The following is a 21,347-nucleotide window of genomic DNA, read 5'->3' as shown; positions in this document are numbered from 1 at the left end:
TTCGAGTCTCTCAAATTTTTGCAAGTCGATGATGAATCGAAAGAAACATCTTCGGGTTGTGAGGTTAAGCGACTAAGCGTACACGGTGGATGCCCTGGCAGTCAGAGGCGATGAAGGACGTGCTAATCTGCGATAAGCGTCGGTAAGGTGATATGAACCGTTATAACCGGCGATTTCCGAATGGGGAAACCCAGTGTGATTCGTCACACTATCATTACGTGAATACATAGCGTAATGAAGCGAACCGGGGGAACTGAAACATCTAAGTACCCCGAGGAAAAGAAATCAACCGAGATTCCCCCAGTAGCGGCGAGCGAACGGGGAGCAGCCCAGAGTCTGAATCAGCTTGTGTGTTAGTGGAACGGTCTGGAAAGTCCGACGGTACAGGGTGATAGTCCCGTACACCAAAATGCACAGGTTGTGAACTCGAAGAGTAGGGCGGGACACGTGGTATCCTGTCTGAATATGGGGGGACCATCCTCCAAGGCTAAATACTCCTGACTGACCGATAGTGAACCAGTACCGTGAGGGAAAGGCGAAAAGAACCCCGGCGAGGGGAGTGAAAAAGAACCTGAAACCGTGTACGTACAAGCAGTGGGAGCCTCTTTATGGGGTGACTGCGTACCTTTTGTATAATGGGTCAGCGACTTATATTCTGTAGCAAGGTTAACCGTATAGGGGAGCCGAAGGGAAACCGAGTCTTAACTGGGCGTTAAGTTGCAGGGTATAGACCCGAAACCCGGTGATCTAGCCATGGGCAGGTTGAAGGTTGGGTAACACTAACTGGAGGACCGAACCGACTAATGTTGAAAAATTAGCGGATGACTTGTGGCTGGGGGTGAAAGGCCAATCAAACCGGGAGATAGCTGGTTCTCCCCGAAAGCTATTTAGGTAGCGCCTCGTGAACTCATCTTCGGGGGTAGAGCACTGTTTCGGCTAGGGGGTCATCCCGACTTACCAACCCGATGCAAACTGCGAATACCGAAGAATGTTATCACGGGAGACACACGGCGGGTGCTAACGTCCGTCGTGAAGAGGGAAACAACCCAGACCGCCAGCTAAGGTCCCAAAGTCATGGTTAAGTGGGAAACGATGTGGGAAGGCACAGACAGCCAGGATGTTGGCTTAGAAGCAGCCATCATTTAAAGAAAGCGTAATAGCTCACTGGTCGAGTCGGCCTGCGCGGAAGATGTAACGGGGCTAAACCATGCACCGAAGCTGCGGCAGCGACACTATGTGTTGTTGGGTAGGGGAGCGTTCTGTAAGCCGTTGAAGGTGTATCGTGAGGTATGCTGGAGGTATCAGAAGTGCGAATGCTGACATAAGTAACGATAATGCGGGTGAAAAACCCGCACGCCGGAAGACCAAGGGTTCCTGTCCAACGTTAATCGGGGCAGGGTGAGTCGACCCCTAAGGCGAGGCCGAAAGGCGTAGTCGATGGGAAACAGGTTAATATTCCTGTACTTGGTGTTACTGCGAAGGGGGGACGGAGAAGGCTATGTTAGCCGGGCGACGGTTGTCCCGGTTTAAGCATGTAGGCGGAGGTTCCAGGTAAATCCGGTACCTTTTTAACGCTGAGGTGTGATGACGAGGCACTACGGTGCTGAAGTAACAAATGCCCTGCTTCCAGGAAAAGCCTCTAAGCATCAGGTAACACGAAATCGTACCCCAAACCGACACAGGTGGTCAGGTAGAGAATACCAAGGCGCTTGAGAGAACTCGGGTGAAGGAACTAGGCAAAATGGTGCCGTAACTTCGGGAGAAGGCACGCTGATATGTAGGTGAAGTGATTTACTCATGGAGCTGAAATCAGTCGAAGATACCAGCTGGCTGCAACTGTTTATTAAAAACACAGCACTGTGCAAACACGAAAGTGGACGTATACGGTGTGACGCCTGCCCGGTGCCGGAAGGTTAATTGATGGGGTTATCCGTAAGGAGAAGCTCTTGATCGAAGCCCCGGTAAACGGCGGCCGTAACTATAACGGTCCTAAGGTAGCGAAATTCCTTGTCGGGTAAGTTCCGACCTGCACGAATGGCGTAATGATGGCCAGGCTGTCTCCACCCGAGACTCAGTGAAATTGAACTCGCTGTGAAGATGCAGTGTACCCGCGGCAAGACGGAAAGACCCCGTGAACCTTTACTATAGCTTGACACTGAACACTGGTCCTTGATGTGTAGGATAGGTGGGAGGCTTTGAAGTGTGGACGCCAGTCTGCATGGAGCCATCCTTGAAATACCACCCTTTAATGGCTGGTGTTCTAACGTGGACCCGTTACCCGGGTTGCGGACAGTGTCTGGTGGGTAGTTTGACTGGGGCGGTCTCCTCCTAAAGAGTAACGGAGGAGCACGAAGGTTAGCTAATCCTGGTCGGACATCAGGAGGTTAGTGCAAAGGCATAAGCTAGCTTGACTGCGAGAGTGACGGCTCGAGCAGGTGCGAAAGCAGGTCTTAGTGATCCGGTGGTTCTGAATGGAAGGGCCATCGCTCAACGGATAAAAGGTACTCCGGGGATAACAGGCTGATACCGCCCAAGAGTTCATATCGACGGCGGTGTTTGGCACCTCGATGTCGGCTCATCACATCCTGGGGCTGAAGTAGGTCCCAAGGGTATGGCTGTTCGCCATTTAAAGTGGTACGCGAGCTGGGTTTAGAACGTCGTGAGACAGTTCGGTCCCTATCTGCCGTGGGCGCTGGAGAATTGAGGGGGGCTGCTCCTAGTACGAGAGGACCGGAGTGGACGCATCACTGGTGTTCGGGTTGTCATGCCAATGGCATTGCCCGGTAGCTAAATGCGGAAGAGATAAGTGCTGAAAGCATCTAAGCACGAAACTTGCCCCGAGATGAGTTCTCCCTGAGACTTTAAGTCTCCTGAAGGAACGTTGAAGACGACGACGTTGATAGGTCGGGTGTGTAAGTGTAGCGATACGTTGAGCTAACCGATACTAATGAACCGTGAGGCTTAACCTTACAACGCCGAAGATGTTTTGGCGAAAGACAGACATCAGATTCAGCTTGATTACAGATTATATCGACATGCAAAAGCGTGTTGATAAACAGAATTTGCCTGGCGGCTGTAGCGCGGTGGTCCCACCTGACCCCATGCCGAACTCAGAAGTGAAACGCCGTAGCGCCGATGGTAGTGTGGGGTCTCCCCATGCGAGAGTAGGGAACTGCCAGGCATCAATTAAAGTGAAGAAGCCCATCCTGACGGATGGGCTTTTTTGCGTGTGTGCGGGGTAAAAACCGCCGGGCTGAACGTATTGATTGTGCAGGCCTGATAAGCGTAGCGCATCACGCAATTCCGGCGGCAGATTGCTGGATTCGACGTAACCGCCTTAATCGACTAACAAAAGCACACTGTCTCGATCTACTACACGGATCTCTCCCTCGAACATATCTGAATCCTTTCTCTGCTAATTAAAATCGTGATCTTTCCTGCATAATAATATATAACAATTATATAACATTTAATTCACTAAAAAACACACAACCATCATTGATAAATTCATGCGATCGTTGGCAGGGGTACAATTCTAATGGCTGATAGTAGTGTAACTGAGAACGGGGCGCTGGCAGACGGCGATACCCGCCGTCGTATATGGGCGATTGTCGGAGCATCATCAGGGAATCTGGTCGAATGGTTTGATTTCTATATCTACTCTTTCTGTTCTCTTTATTTTGCTCATATCTTTTTCCCATCAGGAAATACCACCACACAACTCTTACAAACCGCCGGCGTGTTTGCCGCAGGCTTCTTGATGCGACCAATTGGAGGCTGGTTGTTTGGCCGTATTGCGGATAAGCACGGGCGTAAAAAGTCCATGTTGCTGTCCGTTTGTATGATGTGTATGGGATCGTTGGTGATCGCTTGTCTACCGGGATATGAAACTATCGGTACCTGGGCCCCTGCGTTATTACTGCTGGCCAGACTATTCCAGGGGTTATCTGTAGGTGGTGAATACGGAACCAGCGCGACCTATATGAGTGAAGTTGCCGTTGAAGGTAAGAAAGGTTTTTATGCTTCATTCCAGTACGTGACGTTAATCGGCGGACAGTTACTGGCATTGCTGGTTGTGGTCATATTACAGCACACGTTAGAAGACTCTGCACTCAGAGCGTGGGGTTGGCGTATTCCATTTGCGTTGGGCGCCGTGCTGGCTATTGTTGCGCTATGGCTGCGTCGCCAACTGGATGAAACCTCGAAACATGACGTTCGCGCACTGAAAGAAGCGGGTTCCCTGAAAGGTCTGTGGCGTAATCGCAAAGCTTTTGTCATGGTGCTTGGCTTTACCGCCGCGGGTTCGTTGTGTTTTTACACGTTCACAACCTACATGCAGAAATACCTGGTCAATACCGCTGGTATGCATGCCAACGTAGCCAGCGGGATTATGACGGCGGCACTGTGTGTGTTCATGCTGGTTCAACCGCTGTTCGGCGCTTTGTCAGATAAGATTGGCCGGCGTACTTCAATGCTGTGTTTTGGCTCGTTGGCTGCGATTTTCACTGTTCCCATTCTGACAGCATTGCAAAGCGTAACATCCCCGTATATGGCGTTTGCTCTGGTGATGTGTGCCCTGTTAATCGTGAGTTTCTATACGTCAATCAGCGGTATTTTGAAGGCTGAGATGTTCCCGGCGCAGGTGCGCGCTCTGGGAGTTGGCTTATCTTATGCGGTGGCTAATGCCCTGTTTGGTGGCTCAGCTGAATATGTGGCGTTATCCCTGAAGTCTGTCGGTATGGAAACGACATTCTTCTGGTACGTCACCGCGCTGGCAGTTGTCGCGTTTTTAGTATCGCTGATGCTGCATGGGAAGGGGAAAGGTCTGCGCCTCTAGTAATGTGCCAGTTGCCAGACCGCATAGCCGGTAGACGCGCCTGCAACATCCCAGGCGAAGTCCTTCCAGCTCCAGCCGCTCCCTGCGGGACGGCTGTCCCACAGTTCTTTTGACGCGCCCAGGCTGACTGAGAACATCAGGCCGATAGCCGCACTGCGATCGCGGCTGTTGCCCTGATGTTGGGCATATTCATTGCCGGCTGCGGCAAGCATGGCGGAGGCGATGAAGTGTTGAGCTTTGTCTTGCCCACTCCACTGGTCGTTAGCCATGTGGCTGCAGCCAGAAATGGCCAGGATGCTGGTAAGAATGAACAGGCGCACCGTTGCCTCCATATGAAAAACCCCGTCACTGGACGGGGTCTTGATTACAGAATACGGCTAATTAATCTGTCGATACGAATACGGCGTAGTCGACGAATGAGCTTACGCACTTTGACTGGATAGTCAGCAATACTTTGCAGGTCGCGATAGTGCTTAACGACGGTAGTATGCGTACGGATAAGCTCCAGCTCTTTATCGCGCTGGGGAGTCAGCTCTTGCTTAGGATCGTGGATAAGGATGGCGTTTTCCAGATCCAGACGCCAGGCGCGAGGGTTAAGGTTGTTGCCGGTGAGCAGCATCCATTTATCATCAACCCACATACCTTTCAGATGATAGGTGTTGTCATCATCTTTCCATAGGCGTACGACCAGCTGGTCGGTATTCACGTAATACTGCAATCTGCTCAGGAAACGGCGCAGATTTATTTCATACAGATAAGGCAGCGCGCCGATGATCTTGAATGGCTCATCTTCTGGAATGAAAAAGTCGTTGGCGGTTTTATCACCGACAATGATTTCAACCTTTTTCCCTTCACGCAGCAGTTGAATGATATTGCGCACCAGTATGGCGGGCAGGTTGAAATAAGGGGTACAGATTGTGAGTTTGTGCTCCGCGCAGGGCATAAGATGGAAAATGGTCTTATTTAACAGACTGGATTTCCCAAGGCCCACCAGAGGCGTAACCGAAAGCTGTTCGTTATCAGCATCACCCTGAAAATGGAATGACGCATCACGCAGTTCTTGGCGGTACAGGCGGATATCGTTTTTAATTTCCGGGCTTTTAGGTCGGTTGATATCATCAAGGCGGTTAACGCCACGACCCTTTATCAGGTTCTGCGTAACCCAATCGAACATGATATCGGCCATTTGCGCATTGCGAATCAACTGATAACGGTCATAGCGATATTTATCATGCTGATGCAGGTAAACATCGTTCAGACTGGCCCCGCTGTACAGGACGCTGTCATCGATAATAAAGCCTTTGAAATGCAGGACGCCAAGCGCTTCACGGGTGTTAATCGGAACGCCATAAACAGGAATATCGATACCTGGGTTTTCTTGCGCCATTCGGCAATACCAGTCAGCATTAGTATTGGATGCCGCAGCCCCAATACGACCGCGCTGAGCTCTGTGCCAGTCGACAAGCACCCGGACATCCAGTTCAGGACGCTGCCGTTTTGCCGCATAGAGAGCGTCAAGTATGCCTTTACCACCGTCATCCTGTTCCAGGTACAGCGCAATAATGCAGATCCGTCGCGTCGCGCTGGCTATTTTTTCCAGCAGAGTCTCCCTGAAATTAGCGGGAGCATAAAAGAAATCTACATCATCAACTGACTGAGAAATCTTGGGTAGTTGGGCAAGGTGTTGTTGATGTTTATTACGCTTAAATTTTGACAACATCACAGTGCATTTCTTCTCTGTTCATTGAAGGGTCCTCTGTGCTATGCAGACGACATAAGCGGGCAATGATACCACCAGTACCCATTAATGTGGTCAACATTTCCAGTACCTTACTCACGATTCCTCACATTGGGCCAGATTAAGCGTTAGCCCAACAATTCCCTCTTCGAGCTGGACGTCAACAACAAACCCGAGTTTTCGGGCCAGGGCGACCATCCCACGATTGTTTGGCATCGTAATACCATTCAAACGTATAAGTCCGTGATCTCGGGTATATGCAATTAATTTTTCCATCAATCGGCGACCCAGTCCAAGCCCTTTGAGATCGGAACGAACCAGTACGGCAAACTCAGCATCTACGTTATCAGGATCCGAGATTGCTCGCGTTACGCCGAGGATCTCTTCGTGATTATCTTTACAACGCACCGCAACAAAAGCCATTTCCCGATCGTAGTCGATCTGCGTCATATTGGCTAAATCTTCGTGGGTAAATTCATTGATCTCACTGAAATAGCGATAATAAAGATCTTCTTTTGTCACTTGAGAAATGAACTGCTGTAGATGAGGTTCATCCTCCGGTAAAATGGGGCGGAACAGACAGCGCTCGCCGTTCTTCAACTCCACCCACTCTTCAAGCTGATGGGGGTAGGGACGTACAGCCAGCCTGCTTTCGTTATCTCCCGCGAAAGGGGCAATATCCAGCGTAACGTCCAGCGCGGTAAATTCTTCGGCGGAGGCCAGCAGAGGATGAATATCCAGACGCTGAATTTCCGGGCAGTCGACGATCAAGTTGGAGACCTGCACCAGAAGTTGGCTCAACCCGGCGATATCCAGCGGACGTAGTGCGCTGCGAGCGCGGATCTTTTTATTTTTGATCCCCTGGATCACCAGATAACGCGCCAGATTCATGTTCAATGGCGGCAAGGCCACCACGGCTTGCTCTTCCGGTCGCCACTCAACACCACCTTCACCCAGCATAATCAACGGACCAAATACCGGGTCGTGTTCAACGACGACGCGAAGTTCTTGAGCACCAGCGCGATTCGCCATACTTTGTACTAATAAACCGTGAATGCGTGCCTGCGGCCAGGCCATTTTTACCCGATCGAAGATTGCATTGGCAGCCTGCTGCACTTCTGTTGCTGTACGCAGGTAGAGCATTACCCCCTGAACTTCCGACTTATGCGGGATATCAGGAGAACGCAGCTTGAGCGCCACCGGGTAGCCGATTTGCTCCGCGATGTGTACGGCCTCTGCGCTGTCGCTGGCGATCCATGTCGGCAGTGTATGTAAGCCATAGGCCTGTAAAATAGGCTGAACTTCATGAGTATCCAGCGACGTTGCGCCTTCTGCAATCGCCTGTTGTAACAGATTATGCGCTTCGGCGGTGTTGGTGGTCAGATTGTCGGGTAGCGCAGGCGTTTCACGCAGTTGCTTCTGGTTACGCCGGTACTCCACCATATGCATAAATGCAGTGATAGTGCCTTCAGGCGTGCGGTAGGTTGGTAATCCGGCTTCGCTAAACAGTCTGCGTGCTTCCTGTGAGGAAAACTCTCCGCACCAGTTGGTCAGCAACGAGACGAATTTTCCTCGGGGATGATGCTTTACCGCTTCAATCAATGCCTGTGCGCTTTCGGTTCCGGGAGCGGCTGCGCTGGGTGAATGAATCACCATCAACGCGTCGAAATCCTGGCTGGCGAGCAAAATATCCAGCGTCTTAACGTAGTGTTCGCTGCTGGCGTCATCACGCAGATCCAGTGGGTTGGCGATATCAACATGGGCTGGTAGTGCATCGCGTAATTTCTGGCAGGTATCTTCACTCAGCGTGGCGAGTTTGCCATTTTTCGACCATAGCTCATCCAATGCCAGTGCGGCAGGTGCGGCGCCGTTACTGATGATCATCAGCCTGTCGCCACGTAGTGGACGCATGTGGCTCAAGGTTTCGACTGCTGAGAACAGCTCGTGAGTGTCTTGTACGCGCAGTAAACCGGCGCGCTGAATAGCTGCATCCCACGCAGGGTCCATCCCGGCGCTGGTATGCAGTAAACGCTGCGCTGCAGGGCTGCGACCGCTCTTAATCACCAGAATAGGTTTATTGCGCGAGGCGCTACGGGCGGCGGAAACAAAGCGCCGGGCATCACTTAAATGTTCGAGATACAGCAAAATCGCGCTGGTTTTACTGTCGCGTGCCAGGTAATCCAGTAGCTCATCAACGTCGATATCCAGGCTATCACCCAGCGCGATAAAGTAAGAAAAGCCCATTTCTCTCTGCTGTGCCCAGTCGAGTATGGTATTGGACACGGCGGCGGATTGAGAGATGAAAGCCAGCTTGCCGCGCTTAATCGGGACGGGGGAAAAGCTGGCGTTAAGTCCTTGCCAGGGTGCGAGAAGTCCCAGGCTGTTGGGACCCAGAAGACGTATGTTGTAGCGTGATGCGCAGGCCAGCAGCTCCGCGTGCTGCGCCGAGGGTGCTGAGAGAATAATGCAGGTTTTACAACCTTTCTCGCCAAGTGCTTCGAGTAATGCCAGGTTACGGCTGGCATTGGTGCACAACACGGCGAGATCGGGGCTAAAAGGCAGGCTGTTGATATTGGGCCACGCCAGTACGCCCAACACCGCTTTCCATGCGGGCGTCACCGGTAAAACAGGTCCATTGAAACCGCCAGCAAGCAGGTTACGCATCATCAGGTAACCTGCGCGATTAGGCTTCATTGACGCCCCAATCACCGCAATGGATTTCGGTCGCAATAGTGCTTCCAGACCACGCTGACTCATATCGGCTTCCTTAATGACACCAGTGACCGAATGATTTTAAACGTTTTCTGATGAATCTGCTGTGACGCTTCCCTGATGTTGAGTTTTTCCTGCCAGGTAGCGGGTTTTAAAGCGAGTAAAATGATCGCTTAACCCTTCTGCGGCTTGCGTATCTCCCGCCAGATCCAACAAGGCGATGGCCACCTCGGCTGTGCAATATTGCCCTTCGGCGTGAACGCCACGCAGGTGGTAAGCAGAAAGGCGTGATAAATCAACAGAGATCACCGGCAGGTTATCGAGGTACGGGCTTTTGCGGAACATTTTACGCGCCTCAGGCCAGGTGCCGTCGAGCATGATAAACAATGGGGGCTTACCGGCTGGTGGCGTGAAAATCACCTCACGCTCTTCACCTGCATAGGAGGCCGGGAATACAACCATCGGCTGGTAATCCGGATTTTTCACCAGTTCCAGCAGCGCCTGCGGCGGCTCGGTACGTGACCACTGAAAAGCCGTGGTATCGGGCAGAATATCGGCAATTAAACGCCCCGTGTTGCTGGGCTTCATCGGCTCGGTATCAAACATCACCAGACAAAAGCGACTTTTTGCCTCAGAGGGCGCCAGAGTTGCGCACAAGCAGAGCTTCTGCGGCAGCAGGCAGCGTTGACAGCGGCGAACGCGATTACCTCGGGCAAGGAAAGGACGCGTGGCGCGCGCGAGGCGCTCAGCGCGTAACTGAAGAACAGCGTTATCGGTCATGGGGAAACACGTTGAAAAACGCTATTGTCGCAGAGGTGAAAACGGGGCACAAGATGCGCCCCGTAGAGATTATAATGATTCGTTAAGCCAGCTATCAAACGGGGCTTTTGGTACAGCGCCGTTAAGCATGTCGACGATTTCACCTTTTCTGAAGATCATGATGGTCGGAATGCTGCGGATACCGAAACGGGCGCTGAGTTCACGCTCGGCTTCCGTATTCACTTTAACAAAACGCACTTTGCCGCTACGCTCTTCCGCGACATCTTCAAAAATCGGGGCGAAGTTACGACATGGACCACACCAGGGGGCCCAAAAGTCAACGACCACCGGGAGATCGTCTTTTAACAGTTTATCCAGTGTCTCACCGGTCGCATTGATCACCTCCCCATCAAACAGGTCGTGACCACAGCGTCCGCATTTAGCCGCTTCCTGGACACGATCGTCAGGGATGCGGTTGATAGCCTGGCAGCTGGTACAAACGGTATTCATAACTAACCTCTGGATGAGTGGAGTGGACTTCACGGCATAAACGCCAGTATGTTTCTATTATGTTACATATTATCGGAGAGTCTGTTCTAAACAACAATGCGTTTTATTCAATGAGTACAATAGTCCTTAGCTTTTAAATGAAATAATGGCTAACGACGTGCACATCGGGTAATCTGCGCGCTTCGCGCAGAGCAGGTGGAGAAAAACATGAGCGACGAACTGAAGAACAAAAACGGCAAGGTCAAAGTGATGTACGTCCGCAGTGACGATGACTCGGATAAACGCACCCAAAATCCACGTACTGGCAAAGGCGGCGGTCGCCCCGGTACTTCCCGAGCCGAAGGCGGTCGTCGCCCTGCCCGTGATGAACGAAAGGGTCCGAACAGCGAACGTGGTCGTGAACGCGGGCGTGACCGCGATGTAGAACGCGACCGCAGACGTGAAGATTCACCGTGGCGTACCGTTTCCCGCGCACCGAATGATGACGCAGCGGATAAAGCCGATCACGGCGGTATTAGCGGTAAGAGCTTTATCGATCCTGAAGTATTACGCCGTCAGCGCGCGGAAGAAACCCGCGTTTACGGTGAGAATGCCTGTCAGGCTCTGTTCCAGAGTCGTCCGGACGCTATCGTCCGCGCCTGGTTTGTTCAGAGCGTAACCCCGCGTTTTAAAGAAGCATTACGCTGGATGGCGGCAAACCGCAAAGCCTATCACGTGGTTGACGAAGCCGAGCTGGCGAAAGCCTCTGGCACTGAACACCACGGTGGCGTCTGTTTCCTGATCAAAAAACGTAACGGCACCACCGTTAAGCAGTGGGTCAGTCAGGCAGGGGCGCAGGATTGCGTGCTGGCACTGGAAGATATCGCTAACCCGCATAACCTGGGCGGTATGATGCGTAGCTGCGCGCACTTCGGTGTGAAAGGCGTGGTGGTTCAGGATGCGGCGCTGCTGGAATCGGGGGCGGCTATCCGTACTGCTGAAGGTGGAGCAGAGCATGTTCAGCCGATTACCGGTGACAGCATTGTCGATGTGTTGGACGATTTCCGTAACGCGGGTTACACGGTAGTGATGACCTCAAGCGTGAAAGGTAAACCGCTGTTTACTACCGCGCTGCCGGAAAAAATGGTGCTGGTATTAGGGCGTGAGCGTGAAGCTCTGCCAGAAGCAGCATGTTCAGCCGACGACCTGTGCGTGGCGATTGACGGTACCGGCAAGGTAGAAACGCTCAATGTTTCTGTCGCGACCGGCGTTTTGCTCGCGGAGTGGTGGCGTCAGAACAAAGCCTGATAATAAAAATGCCAGCGAATCGCTGGCATTTTTTTACTCGCTTTCTGCGGGTAATACCGGCATCCAGTCAATCGGTTTTTCACCTCGTTGTTCCAGCCATTCATTCGCCAGTACAAAGTGATTGCAACCAAAGAAACCGCGATGCGCAGAGAGTGGTGATGGGTGGGGCGCTTTCAACACATGGTGACGCTGCGCATCAATAATCGCGCCTTTCTTCTGTGCGTGAGAACCCCAGAGCAGGAAAACCACGCCTTCCCGATGTTGGTTAATCAGGCTGATGACTTTATCGGTAAATGTTTCCCATCCAAGGCTGGCGTGAGAATGTGCCTGACCGGCGCGAACGGTGAGTACGGTGTTGAGTAACAGTACCCCCTGGCGTGCCCAGCTTTCCAGATATCCGTGCGTGGGGCGGGTGAAGCCGGGAATTGTTGCTTCCAGCTCTTTGTACATGTTCAGCAACGAAGGCGGAGTGGCAATCCCCGGACGAACAGAGAACGCGAGACCGTGTGCCTGGCCTGGGCCGTGGTAAGGATCCTGACCCAGGATGACAACTTTCACGTCACCAAGCTCGGTAAAACGAAACGCGTTAAACACATCTTTTTGCGGCGGATAAATTGTCATTCCTGACTGACGCTCGCCGGCAACAGTATGCAGTGTGTTAACAAAATAAGGCTGCTGTTTTTCTTCAGCCAGCACATCGTGCCAGGTTAATTCGGTGGCCATCTCGCTCTCCTGCGAATTTTCAATCCCCCTAGCTTAACTGCTTCTTTCGACGTCGCAAAATTCTGTACGTTTCTCAATGGTCTACCCCTTAAAGATAGTTGAAAATTTATGTAAAAAGTTTAGCTGTGTACACGGCGTAAGTTGATGTAAAACAATAAAATCCACCTATCACCACTTTTCATGTGTGGTTTTTATTGATTTAAATCAAAGATTCGAGGGTGTGTGAGGGGTATATATACACTCAAGCAACAATGGTTTTACCAATTGGCCGGATGACGGCCAACCGAGATCAAATAATTTTGCCGGGGAGGCATCAAATGATTACAGGTATCCAGATTACTAAAGCTGCAAACGACGACCTGCTGAACTCTTTCTGGCTGCTGGACAGCGAAAAAGGCGAAGCACGCTGCATCGTTGCGAAAGCAGGTTTCAATGCTGATGAAGTCGTTGCTGTCAGCAAACTGGGCGAAATCGAATACCGTGAAGTACCGGTAGACGTACAGCCGGAAGTCCGCGTGGAAGGTGGTCAGCACCTGAACGTGAACGTTCTGCGTCGCGAAACGCTGGAAGATGCAGTTAAGCATCCGGAAAAATATCCGCAGCTGACCATCCGTGTTTCTGGTTATGCAGTGCGTTTCAACTCTCTGACCCCAGAACAGCAGCGCGACGTTATCGCTCGTACCTTTACTGAGAGCCTGTAAGGCTCACGGGGAATAGCCCCGTTTAGCAAAGAATCAAAAAGCGGAAGATGCCAGTGTGTCTTCCGCTTTTTTGCATCCGTTAGTAAAAGATCCTTACCGCGCAATACACCAACAGCAGCGCCAGAATGATATTCAACTGCCGGCCGTAACGGCGAAAAACGCGCTGAAAAAGATGGCCCGCCAGCGCCCAGCAGGCATTTGTGAAGGTGCCGATCAGCGCCAACAGAATACTCACTCCAATCAGCCAGTGTGCGTCCTGAGTGTACGGTAATACAAACGTGGATAACGCGGTAATGCCGTACAAAATGATTTCACGTTAACAAACTGCAAGCCAAAACTCGCCCAGAAGCTAATCGGCTCTGACCGCAAATCATCGTTTGTAGCCGGGCTGGTGGCGATCTTCAGCGCCAGCCACAGGATATAAGCTGCCCCAGCCCAACTGAGCCAATGGATGATGGCAGGATCCATAACCGCCAGTGAAAATGACGGGCGAAACGCTGCTGGCGTATAAAATGCCGCAGGTTTTACAGCGAGTTAAACAACGTGCGCCCCATGTGCGGTTGTCTTTACAGTCACTCAATTGTTATGTAATTCGCGATGCGTTGCTCAGTGATGAGGTCGATCTGGGGGGGGGTTATCGGGTGGGTAATGACGATGCCCTTGAGTTGATGCCGCTAGGCGATCAGTCACTGGCATTAGTTGCTTCGCCGCTGCTCCAGCACGTTAATTTTACTCAGTATAACCAGCACATTCCCTGCAGTTTTATCATTAATGAGCCGCAATGTATTTTCAGACAGCGCTTCGAGGGGCTACTGCGTAAACGACAGATTACGCTGGAAAATACCATTGAGTTATGGAGCATTGAAAGCATTAAGCAGTGCGTATCGGCAAATCTTGGGGTCAGCTTTTTGCCGCGTTTTGCCGTTGAGAGGGAGCTACGTTCAGGGGAATTGATTGAATTACCGTACAGTGAACAACCTGAGTTAATTACGGCATTGTGTGGTTATCATGCCGGAAAAGTCGTTAGTCCGGCGATGCGTGTGTTTCTTGAGTGTATTGAAGAGAGTTTTGCATCACGTGAAAAAATGCCGGGCTAAACGGCCCGGCATTCGGTTTACTCTTTGTCGGACTGCTGGGTAGCAGCTCCGCTCGGCTTACGACGTTTGCCGATATTTTTTGCATCGCGGTGACGTTTTTTCACCCGCGGCTTCTCTTTCTCTTTCGCTTTTTTCTCGGCGCGCTTCGCCAGCACTTTCTTGGATGGTTTACCGTTGGATTTCTCACTTGGCGCGCGCGTGGTTGGACGCAGTTCGTCGATGACGCGTGCTTTCAGCGGCTCGTCAATATAGCGGCTCGCTTTGCCGAGAAGCAGATGGTCGTGCGCTTCAACCAAAGAGATCGCAGTACCTTTACGACCTGCGCGACCGGTACGGCCAATGCGGTGCAGATAGGCATCGCCACTGCGCGGCATGTCGAAGTTAAACACATGGCTGACGTCAGGAATATCGATCCCGCGAGCGGCAACGTCGGTGGCTACCAGCACGTTCACGCGACCATCGGTCAGGCGTTTGATCGCTTCATTGCGTTTGTTCTGCACCATCTCGCCTTCGAGATAGCAGTTGTTAATGCCCGCCTGGCGCAGCCAGCCTGCCAGCTCGTGCACACGCTCGCGTTTACGTACGAAGACAATCGAGCGGGTCGCTTCCGGCTGTTTTAACAGATGGATCAGCAGGGCAGTTTTGTGCTCGATGTCATCAGCACGGTAGTAAAACTGATGGATCTTCTTGCGTTCGCGGGTGGACGGATCCGCTGAGACTTCGACCGGATCTTCCAACAGACGCTCGGCAAAATCTTTAATCGCATCGCCTTCCAGCGTGGCGGAGAACAGCATGGTTTGCTTACGCCAGCGGGTTTCACCGGCGATATGTTCGATGTCCTGGGCAAAACCCATGTCCAGCATACGATCTGCTTCATCGAGAATTAGCGTCTCAACCGCATGGCAGTCGAAGTTTTCTTCTTTAATGTATTGCAGCAGACGACCCGTGGTGGCAACCACGATGTCCTGGTTTTCGCTAAAGACTTCCATGTGGTTCATGTAAGCCACGCCGCCGGTAATGGTCGCGATATCCAGATGCGTATTTTTCGCCAGCTCACGGGCGTGTTCAGCAACCTGCATCGCCAGTTCGCGCGTTGGCGTCAGGATTAAAATGCGCGGCGGACCAGATTTCTTGCGTGGGAAGTCGAGCAGGTGCTGCAACGCTGGCAGCAAATATGCCGCCGTTTTACCGGTGCCTGTCGGCGCAGAACCGAGTACATCACGGCCATCGAGCGCAGGCGGAATGGCGGCAGCCTGAATGGCGGTCGGGCGAGTGAAACCTTTTTCCTGGAGGGCATCCAGAAGGCTTTCATCGAGTTCAAGTTCGGAAAAAGTCGTTACAGTCATGTTCTACCTCTGAGTGGGGCGCTGATTATAGACGTTACGGCTGCAATCTTCATCTGTTTGTATGGATATACCTTCTCAGGTATTGTTTTTATCCTATGTTATCGTTTTTTTTCCAGGAAGGTTGTTCTTCATGCCCCAGTCTACATCCGTACTGAAACGTAATGGATTTACTTTTAAGCAGTTTTTTGTGGCACACGATCGCTGTGCAATGAAAGTCGGAACGGACGGTATTTTATTGGGGGCCTGGGCCCCCGTTGCGGGTGTAAAGCGGATCCTGGATATTGGTACCGGGAGCGGCCTGTTGGCGCTGATGCTGGCCCAGCGCACTGATGAAAACGTCATCATTGACGCCGTGGAGCTTGATGTCAACGCCGCGCAGCAGGCGCAGGAGAACATCGCGCAATCTCCGTGGATGCATCGCGTGAGTGTTCATACAGAAGATGCGCAACAGTGGATACCGCGTCAGACCGTGCGTTTTGATTTGATAATCAGCAATCCTCCCTATTATGAACAGGGCGTGGAATGCGCTACACCGCAGCGCGAGCAGGCCCGCTATACCACCTCGCTCGATCACCAGGCGTTGCTTACGCTGGCGGCGGACAGCATTACGGAAGACGGCTTTTTTTGTGTGGTGCTACCGGAGCAGATTGGTAACGCATTTACTCAGCAGGCGCTTAGCATGGGCTGGCATCTGCGATTGCGCACGGATGTAGCAGAAACCGAGGCCCGTCTACCGCATCGGGTATTGCTGGCATTCTCCCCGCAGGCCGGGGAGTGCTTTAGCGACAGGCTGGTGATCCGTGGGCCAGACCAACGTTACTCTGAAGGTTATACGGCGCTGACCCAGGCGTTCTATCTGTTTATGTGATGACTGAGCGGCGAGAGAATTGACGGGCCCGCCTCTGGAAGCTGTTCTGGGTAATCCAGCGTGTAGTGCAGGCCCCGACTCTCTTTGCGCATCATCGCGCAGCGGACAATCAGCTCGGCAACCTGCACCAGATTGCGCAGCTCCAGTAGGTTGTTCGACACACGGAAATGGGCGTAATACTCGTCGATTTCCTGTTGCAGCATGGTGATACGGCGCAGGGCGCGTTCCAGACGTTTAGTGGTGCGCACAATACCGACGTAATCCCACATGAACAGCCGCAGCTCATGCCAGTTATGCTGGATAACAACCAATTCATCTGGATTTTCTACCCGGCTTTCATCCCAGCCCGGGAGCGTGCTGACGCCGCGTGCATAAGGCATACGCCTGTCGATATCTTCAGCCGCGGACCAACCGTAAACCAGACACTCCAGCAATGAGTTCGATGCCATCCGGTTGGCGCCATGCAGGCCGGTGTAACTCACTTCGCCGATCGCATACAACCCATCGACATCGGTACGGCCAAAGTCATCAACCATCACGCCGCCGCAGGTATAGTGCGCGGCAGGCACGATGGGAACAGGTTCTTTGGTTAGATCAATGCCCAGTCCCAGCAACTTTTCATAAATCATCGGGAAATGCTGACGAACAAATTCTTCCGGTTTATGACTGATATCGAGGAACATGCAATCTGCACCCAGGCGCTTCATTTCATGATCAATGGCGCGGGCGACAATATCGCGGGGAGCCAGTTCGCCACGCTCGTCAAAATCGGGCATAAAGCGTGAACCGTCCGGGCGTTTCAGGTGCGCGCCTTCGCCGCGCAGCGCTTCGGTCAGCAGAAAATTGCGCGCCTGCGGATGATACAGCGCTGTTGGGTGAAACTGGTTAAACTCCAGGTTGGCGACGCGGCATCCCGCACGCCAGGCCATTGCAATTCCGTCACCCGAGGAAATATCCGGATTGGTGGTGTATTGATATACCTTTGACGCGCCGCCGGTGGCCAGCACTACCGACTTCGCATGGCAGGTTTCTACGGCTTCTTTATTACGATTCCAGATCCAGGCACCGACAACCCGACGCGTTCCCGGCAGACCGATTTTATCGGAGACAATCAGGTCGACAGCATTACTGCGCTCGAGAACCCGGATGTTGGGATGATTTTGTGCCTGGCTGACGAGGGTGGTTTCGACTTCTTTGCCGGTAGCATCCGCAGCGTGCAGGATGCGTCGATGGCTGTGACCGCCTTCACGGGTCAGGTGATAGCTCTCTTCACCGTTAGGCTGAACCTGCGTATCAAATAAGACGCCCTGATCGATAAGCCATTGAACGCAGGTACGGGCATTGCTGGCGACAAATTCCACCGCATGGCGATCGCACAGCCCGGCCCCGGCAATCAGCGTATCTTCAACGTGGGAGTCGATACTGTCGGTTTCATCGAAAACCGCGGCAATACCGCCCTGGGCATAAAATGTCGAGCCTTCGCTGACCGGCCCTTTGCTCAGGACAATAACCTGATGCTTTTCAGCCAGGCGCAGCGCCAGTGAGAGTCCGGCAGCCCCGCTGCCAATGATCAGCACGTCACAGGATAATTCAGGAGTCGTATTCATGATTTTTGTTTAATTTACTAAACAGTGTTTGGTCACCATAGCACCACATTGCGCGATACTGCACGTTTTATTTTTAAACGTGTTGCAATGACTAAACATGAAAGAAAAACATGATGAGGGTGAAATAGGCAAAAATATTTTGTGAAGCAGGCCGTTAGCATCAGATTATGTGATGAAATAAAGTGCCCGTTGGGTTACTCTGCAAGCGGTGAAATGGGCATTTCTGTACAGATAGTGCGTTGATCGGGTTATGTAGACTTATAATGAGAGATAAGACCTGTCTACAACATGACAAACAAAAAACAATGCGTAACGGAACTTTACGAAACTTGAGCACTCTAAGCATTTGCTTGCTCATAGTGAAGCTGATGGAGTGGCGTTTCGAAGGCGCGTGGAAATTTGGTTTGGGGAGACTTTACCTCGGATGAGCGAGCAGTTAACGGACCAGGTCCTGGTAGAACGGGTCCAGAAGGGAGATCAGAAAGCCTTTAACCTACTGGTAGTGCGCTATCAGCATAAGGTGGCGAGTCTGGTTTCTCGCTATGTACCATCGGGTGATGTACCCGATGTAGTACAAGAAGCATTTATCAAAGCCTATCGTGCGCTGGACTCGTTCCGGGGGGATAGTGCTTTTTATACCTGGCTGTATCGTATTGCGGTCAATACAGCGAAGAATTACCTGGTCGCTCAGGGGCGTCGTCCACCTTCCAGTGATATAGATGCGATTGAAGCAGAAAATTACGAAAGTGGCGGTGCGCTGAAAGAAATTTCGAACCCTGAGAACTTAATGTTGTCAGAAGAACTGAGACAGATAGTTTTCCGAACTATTGAGTCCCTCCCGGAAGATTTACGCATGGCAATAACCTTGCGGGAGCTGGATGGCCTGAGCTATGAAGAGATAGCCGCTATCATGGATTGTCCGGTGGGTACGGTGCGTTCACGTATCTTCCGAGCGAGGGAAGCTATTGATAATAAAGTTCAACCGCTTATCAGGCGTTGACGATAGCGGGATACTGGAAAAGGTATTAGGCATGCAGAAAGAAAAACTTTCCGCTTTAATGGATGGCGAAACGCTGGATACTGAGTTGCTCAAAGAGCTGGCTCACGACCCGGAAATGCAAAAAACCTGGGAGAGTTATCACCTGATTCGCGATTCCATGCGAGGTGATACTGCCGACGTTCTCCATTTCGATATTTCCGCCCGCGTAATGGCCGCCATCCAGGATGAGCCGGTACGTCAGACGGCGCCATTGATTCCTGAGGCCCAGCCAGCACCGCACCAGTGGCAGAAAATGCCGTTCTGGAAGAAAATGCGTCCGTGGGCCGCGCAGCTTACTCAAATGGGTGTGGCCGCGTGTGTATCACTTGCAGTTATTGTTGGCGTCCAGCACTATAATGGGCAATCTGAAACGTCCCAGCAGCCCGAAACGCCGGTATTTAATACATTACCGATGATGGGTAAAGCCAGTCCGGTAAGCCTGGGTGTACCTTCTGACGCGACGGCCAGCGGCGGTCAGCAACAGCAGGTACAGGAGCAGCGTCGTCGTATTAATGCCATGTTGCAGGATTACGAACTGCAACGTCGACTGCACTCTGAACAGCTTCAGTTTGAGCAGGCCCAGACACAGCAAGCCGCTGTGCAGGTGCCAGGAATTCAAACTTTAGGAACGCAATCGCAGTAATGAAGCAACTTTGGTTTGCCATGTCACTTGTGGCTGGTAGCCTGTTCTTCTCTGTCAACGCCTCGGCCAATCCTGCGTCCGGGGCGTTGTTGCAGCAGATGAATCTGGCCAGCCAGTCGCTCACCTATGAGCTGTCATTTGTCAGCATCAATAAGCAGGGTGTTGAATCCCTACGTTATCGCCATGCCCGCCTGGATAACCGTCCGCTCGCGCAACTGTTGCAAATGGATGGTCCGCGCCGGGAAGTGGTGCAACGTGGCAACGAAATCAGTTATTTTGAGCCAGGTCTCGAACCGTTCACTCTGAACGGCGACTATATCGTTGACTCACTGCCCTCCCTGATTTACACCGACTTCAAACGTCTTGCTCCCTACTATGATTTTATCTCAGTAGGCCGCACCCGTATTGCCGATAGGCTCTGTGAAGTGATCCGCGTTGTGGCGCGTGACGGCACCCGTTACAGCTATATCGTTTGGATGGACGCTGAGACCAAGCTGCCAATGCGTGTTGATCTTCTTGACCGTGATGGCGAAACGCTGGAACAGTTCCGCGTCATCGCGTTTACTGTTAACAACGGTGTCAGCGACAGCATGCAGACGCTGGCGAAAGCCAATCTGCCGCCGTTGTTGTCAGTTCCTGCGGGTGAGAAAACCAACTTTAACTGGAGTCCGTCGTGGTTGCCGCAAGGCTTCAGCGAGGTGTCCAGCAGTCGACGTCCGCTGCCGACGATGGATAACATGCCGATCGAATCACGGCTTTATTCCGATGGTCTGTTCAGTTTCTCCGTGAACGTAAACCGCGCGATGCAAAACAGTGCCGATCAACTGCTGCGCACTGGACGCCGCACGGTTAGCACCAGCGTGCGAGATAACGCCGAAATCACTATTGTCGGTGAGCTTCCGCCGCAAACGGCGAAGCGTATCGCGGACAATATTAAGTTCAGGGCTGCACAATGATTAAAGAGTGGGCGACGGTCGTCTCCTGGCAAAATGGTCTGGCGACGGTCAGCTGTGATGTTAAAGCATCATGTAGTAGCTGTGCTTCCCGGGCCGGATGCGGGAGCCGCGTGCTGAACAAACTGGGACCACAGACCACACACACCATCGTGGTGCCCTGCGACGATCCCTTGACCCCTGGTCAAAAAGTTGAACTGGGCATTGCCGAAGGTAGCCTGCTTGGTTCGGCGATGTTGGTCTACATGTCTCCGTTGGCGGGACTGTTTCTTTTCGCGGCGCTATTCCAGGTACTGTTTGGTTCCGATCTTGCGGCATTAAGCGGAGCAGTGTTGGGGGGCGTGGGCGGATTCCTGATTGCTCGTGGATACTCTCGTAAGCTTGCTGAACGCGAAGCCTGGCAGCCGGTCATTCTGAACGTTGCTCTCCCACCCGATCTTATTCGCGTCGAAACCCAGCAGTGATATCTTTGCCTGATGGCACTGAGCTTATCAGGCCTACAGCGTCCTCAGATGCAGGCGTAGGCC

Annotated in this window: 17 protein-coding genes, 2 rRNA genes and 2 pseudogenes; 12 read left to right on the top strand and 9 right to left on the bottom strand. The window is 52.3% G+C overall.

What is annotated here, in order from left to right; translation table 11 throughout:
* Positions 1-62: 62 nt before the first annotated feature.
* From G4551_RS17625 to G4551_RS17615, 3 genes are all read left to right on the top strand, one after another.
* Positions 63-2,969, top strand: a 23S ribosomal RNA gene (locus G4551_RS17625).
* A gap of 96 nt (positions 2,970-3,065) precedes the next feature.
* A 5S ribosomal RNA gene (gene rrf / locus G4551_RS17620) occupies positions 3,066-3,181 on the top strand.
* A 357-nt stretch (positions 3,182-3,538) separates the two neighbouring features.
* Positions 3,539-4,837 carry an MFS transporter gene (locus tag G4551_RS17615; protein ID WP_003838353.1) on the top strand — a complete coding sequence of 433 codons (1,299 nt, stop codon included), beginning with the start codon at positions 3,539-3,541 and terminating at the stop codon, positions 4,835-4,837.
* Here the strand turns inward: G4551_RS17615 and G4551_RS17610 are convergent.
* From G4551_RS17610 to trxC, 5 genes are all read right to left on the bottom strand, one after another.
* Complete coding sequence (locus tag G4551_RS17610) at positions 4,834-5,169, bottom strand: YfiM family lipoprotein (RefSeq protein ID WP_153687927.1); 336 nt, start codon at positions 5,167-5,169, stop codon at positions 4,834-4,836. The two genes, G4551_RS17615 and G4551_RS17610, sit on opposite strands and share 4 nt — an antisense overlap.
* Positions 5,170-5,201: 32 nt before the next feature.
* Positions 5,202-6,557 carry a CDP-diacylglycerol--serine O-phosphatidyltransferase gene (gene pssA / locus G4551_RS17605; RefSeq protein WP_008319601.1) on the bottom strand — a complete coding sequence of 452 codons (1,356 nt, stop codon included), beginning with the start codon at positions 6,555-6,557 and terminating at the stop codon, positions 5,202-5,204.
* Between the two features lie 114 nt (positions 6,558-6,671).
* Complete coding sequence (locus G4551_RS17600) at positions 6,672-9,332, bottom strand: bifunctional acetate--CoA ligase family protein/GNAT family N-acetyltransferase (protein WP_003838358.1); 2,661 nt, start codon at positions 9,330-9,332, stop codon at positions 6,672-6,674.
* A gap of 36 nt (positions 9,333-9,368) precedes the next feature.
* Positions 9,369-10,067 carry a tRNA-uridine aminocarboxypropyltransferase gene (tapT, locus tag G4551_RS17595; RefSeq protein WP_003835347.1) on the bottom strand — a complete coding sequence of 233 codons (699 nt, stop codon included), beginning with the start codon at positions 10,065-10,067 and terminating at the stop codon, positions 9,369-9,371.
* A gap of 69 nt (positions 10,068-10,136) precedes the next feature.
* Positions 10,137-10,556 carry a thioredoxin TrxC gene (trxC, locus tag G4551_RS17590; protein ID WP_003037559.1) on the bottom strand — a complete coding sequence of 140 codons (420 nt, stop codon included), beginning with the start codon at positions 10,554-10,556 and terminating at the stop codon, positions 10,137-10,139.
* A 207-nt stretch (positions 10,557-10,763) separates the two neighbouring features.
* On the opposite strand from trxC, the gene G4551_RS17585 reads away from it, so the two are divergent.
* Positions 10,764-11,843, top strand: a complete 1,080-nt coding sequence (locus tag G4551_RS17585; protein ID WP_003838362.1) for a tRNA/rRNA methyltransferase — start codon at positions 10,764-10,766, stop codon at positions 11,841-11,843.
* A 33-nt stretch (positions 11,844-11,876) separates the two neighbouring features.
* Here G4551_RS17585 and ung read toward each other — a convergent pair whose 3' ends face one another.
* Positions 11,877-12,566, bottom strand: a complete 690-nt coding sequence (gene ung, locus G4551_RS17580; RefSeq protein ID WP_003037561.1) for a uracil-DNA glycosylase — start codon at positions 12,564-12,566, stop codon at positions 11,877-11,879.
* Positions 12,567-12,883: 317 nt separating this feature from the next.
* Between ung and grcA the strand changes: the two genes are divergently transcribed.
* A complete protein-coding gene (gene grcA, locus G4551_RS17575) occupies positions 12,884-13,267 on the top strand; it encodes an autonomous glycyl radical cofactor GrcA (protein WP_003037563.1) in 384 nt (127 codons plus the stop codon).
* A gap of 79 nt (positions 13,268-13,346) precedes the next feature.
* Here the strand turns inward: grcA and eamB are convergent.
* Positions 13,347-13,753: pseudogene (gene eamB, locus G4551_RS17570) on the bottom strand (cysteine/O-acetylserine transporter); the annotation flags it as partial.
* Here eamB and G4551_RS17565 point away from each other — a divergent pair.
* A pseudogene (locus G4551_RS17565) lies at positions 13,753-14,364 on the top strand (substrate-binding domain-containing protein); the annotation flags it as partial. The pseudogenes eamB and G4551_RS17565 overlap by 1 nt on opposite strands.
* A 17-nt stretch (positions 14,365-14,381) precedes the next feature.
* Here the strand turns inward: G4551_RS17565 and srmB are convergent.
* Positions 14,382-15,710 (bottom strand): ATP-dependent RNA helicase SrmB, encoded by a 1,329-nt coding sequence (gene srmB / locus G4551_RS17560; RefSeq protein WP_003037569.1) that lies wholly within the window; start codon positions 15,708-15,710, stop codon positions 14,382-14,384.
* A 130-nt stretch (positions 15,711-15,840) separates the two neighbouring features.
* Here srmB and trmN point away from each other — a divergent pair, with 130 nt between their 5' ends.
* Positions 15,841-16,578: a tRNA(1)(Val) (adenine(37)-N(6))-methyltransferase TrmN gene (gene trmN, locus G4551_RS17555; RefSeq protein WP_003838371.1), complete on the top strand. Its 738-nt coding sequence runs from the start codon at positions 15,841-15,843 to the stop codon at positions 16,576-16,578.
* On the opposite strand, the gene nadB is transcribed toward trmN, so the two are convergent.
* Positions 16,563-18,185, bottom strand: a complete 1,623-nt coding sequence (gene nadB, locus G4551_RS17550) for an L-aspartate oxidase (RefSeq protein ID WP_003037572.1) — start codon at positions 18,183-18,185, stop codon at positions 16,563-16,565. The genes trmN and nadB overlap by 16 nt on opposite strands.
* Before the next feature lie 263 nt (positions 18,186-18,448).
* On the opposite strand from nadB, the gene rseD reads away from it, so the two are divergent.
* From rseD to rseC, 5 genes are read left to right on the top strand one after another with little or no spacing between them, the layout of a single operon-like run.
* Positions 18,449-18,613, top strand: a complete 165-nt coding sequence (gene rseD / locus G4551_RS17545; protein WP_049259737.1) for a rpoE leader peptide RseD — start codon at positions 18,449-18,451, stop codon at positions 18,611-18,613.
* A complete protein-coding gene (rpoE, locus tag G4551_RS17540) occupies positions 18,610-19,185 on the top strand; it encodes an RNA polymerase sigma factor RpoE (RefSeq protein WP_003037573.1) in 576 nt (191 codons plus the stop codon). Before rseD ends, rpoE begins: the two co-directional genes overlap by 4 nt.
* A gap of 31 nt (positions 19,186-19,216) precedes the next feature.
* Positions 19,217-19,867, top strand: coding sequence for an anti-sigma-E factor RseA (rseA, locus tag G4551_RS17535; protein WP_003037574.1), 651 nt, complete (start codon positions 19,217-19,219; stop codon positions 19,865-19,867).
* Positions 19,867-20,823: a sigma-E factor regulatory protein RseB gene (gene rseB, locus G4551_RS17530; RefSeq protein WP_003838374.1), complete on the top strand. Its 957-nt coding sequence runs from the start codon at positions 19,867-19,869 to the stop codon at positions 20,821-20,823. The genes rseA and rseB overlap by 1 nt, the downstream gene beginning before the upstream one ends.
* Complete coding sequence (rseC, locus tag G4551_RS17525; RefSeq protein ID WP_003838375.1) at positions 20,820-21,284, top strand: SoxR-reducing system protein RseC; 465 nt, start codon at positions 20,820-20,822, stop codon at positions 21,282-21,284. The genes rseB and rseC overlap by 4 nt, the downstream gene beginning before the upstream one ends.
* The last annotated feature ends 63 nt before the right edge of the window (positions 21,285-21,347 follow it).

It is taken from the genome of Citrobacter freundii ATCC 8090 = MTCC 1658 = NBRC 12681 (assembly GCF_011064845.1).
Taxonomy (GTDB): Bacteria; Pseudomonadota; Gammaproteobacteria; order Enterobacterales; family Enterobacteriaceae; genus Citrobacter; species Citrobacter freundii.
The sequence above is the reverse complement of the archived record's forward strand: the minus strand, read 5'-3'. Positions and strand labels throughout refer to the sequence as shown.

What these genes read in the sequence shown, in the direction of transcription:
- G4551_RS17600 (WP_003838358.1), bottom strand. Translation starts at nt 9,332, where the DNA reads ATGAGTCAGCGTGGTCTGGAAGCACTATTGCGACCGAAATCCATTGCG.
- grcA (WP_003037563.1), top strand. Translation starts at nt 12,884, where the DNA reads ATGATTACAGGTATCCAGATTACTAAAGCTGCAAACGACGACCTGCTG.
- rseD (WP_049259737.1), top strand. Translation starts at nt 18,449, where the DNA reads ATGAGAGATAAGACCTGTCTACAACATGACAAACAAAAAACAATGCGT.
- G4551_RS17615 (WP_003838353.1), top strand. Translation starts at nt 3,539, where the DNA reads ATGGCTGATAGTAGTGTAACTGAGAACGGGGCGCTGGCAGACGGCGAT.
- ung (WP_003037561.1), bottom strand. Translation starts at nt 12,566, where the DNA reads ATGGCCACCGAATTAACCTGGCACGATGTGCTGGCTGAAGAAAAACAG.
- rpoE (WP_003037573.1), top strand. Translation starts at nt 18,610, where the DNA reads ATGAGCGAGCAGTTAACGGACCAGGTCCTGGTAGAACGGGTCCAGAAG.
- G4551_RS17585 (WP_003838362.1), top strand. Translation starts at nt 10,764, where the DNA reads ATGAGCGACGAACTGAAGAACAAAAACGGCAAGGTCAAAGTGATGTAC.
- rseB (WP_003838374.1), top strand. Translation starts at nt 19,867, where the DNA reads ATGAAGCAACTTTGGTTTGCCATGTCACTTGTGGCTGGTAGCCTGTTC.
- trmN (WP_003838371.1), top strand. Translation starts at nt 15,841, where the DNA reads ATGCCCCAGTCTACATCCGTACTGAAACGTAATGGATTTACTTTTAAG.
- nadB (WP_003037572.1), bottom strand. Translation starts at nt 18,185, where the DNA reads ATGAATACGACTCCTGAATTATCCTGTGACGTGCTGATCATTGGCAGC.
- pssA (WP_008319601.1), bottom strand. Translation starts at nt 6,557, where the DNA reads ATGTTGTCAAAATTTAAGCGTAATAAACATCAACAACACCTTGCCCAA.
- G4551_RS17610 (WP_153687927.1), bottom strand. Translation starts at nt 5,169, where the DNA reads ATGGAGGCAACGGTGCGCCTGTTCATTCTTACCAGCATCCTGGCCATT.
- srmB (WP_003037569.1), bottom strand. Translation starts at nt 15,710, where the DNA reads ATGACTGTAACGACTTTTTCCGAACTTGAACTCGATGAAAGCCTTCTG.
- rseC (WP_003838375.1), top strand. Translation starts at nt 20,820, where the DNA reads ATGATTAAAGAGTGGGCGACGGTCGTCTCCTGGCAAAATGGTCTGGCG.
- tapT (WP_003835347.1), bottom strand. Translation starts at nt 10,067, where the DNA reads ATGACCGATAACGCTGTTCTTCAGTTACGCGCTGAGCGCCTCGCGCGC.
- trxC (WP_003037559.1), bottom strand. Translation starts at nt 10,556, where the DNA reads ATGAATACCGTTTGTACCAGCTGCCAGGCTATCAACCGCATCCCTGAC.
- rseA (WP_003037574.1), top strand. Translation starts at nt 19,217, where the DNA reads ATGCAGAAAGAAAAACTTTCCGCTTTAATGGATGGCGAAACGCTGGAT.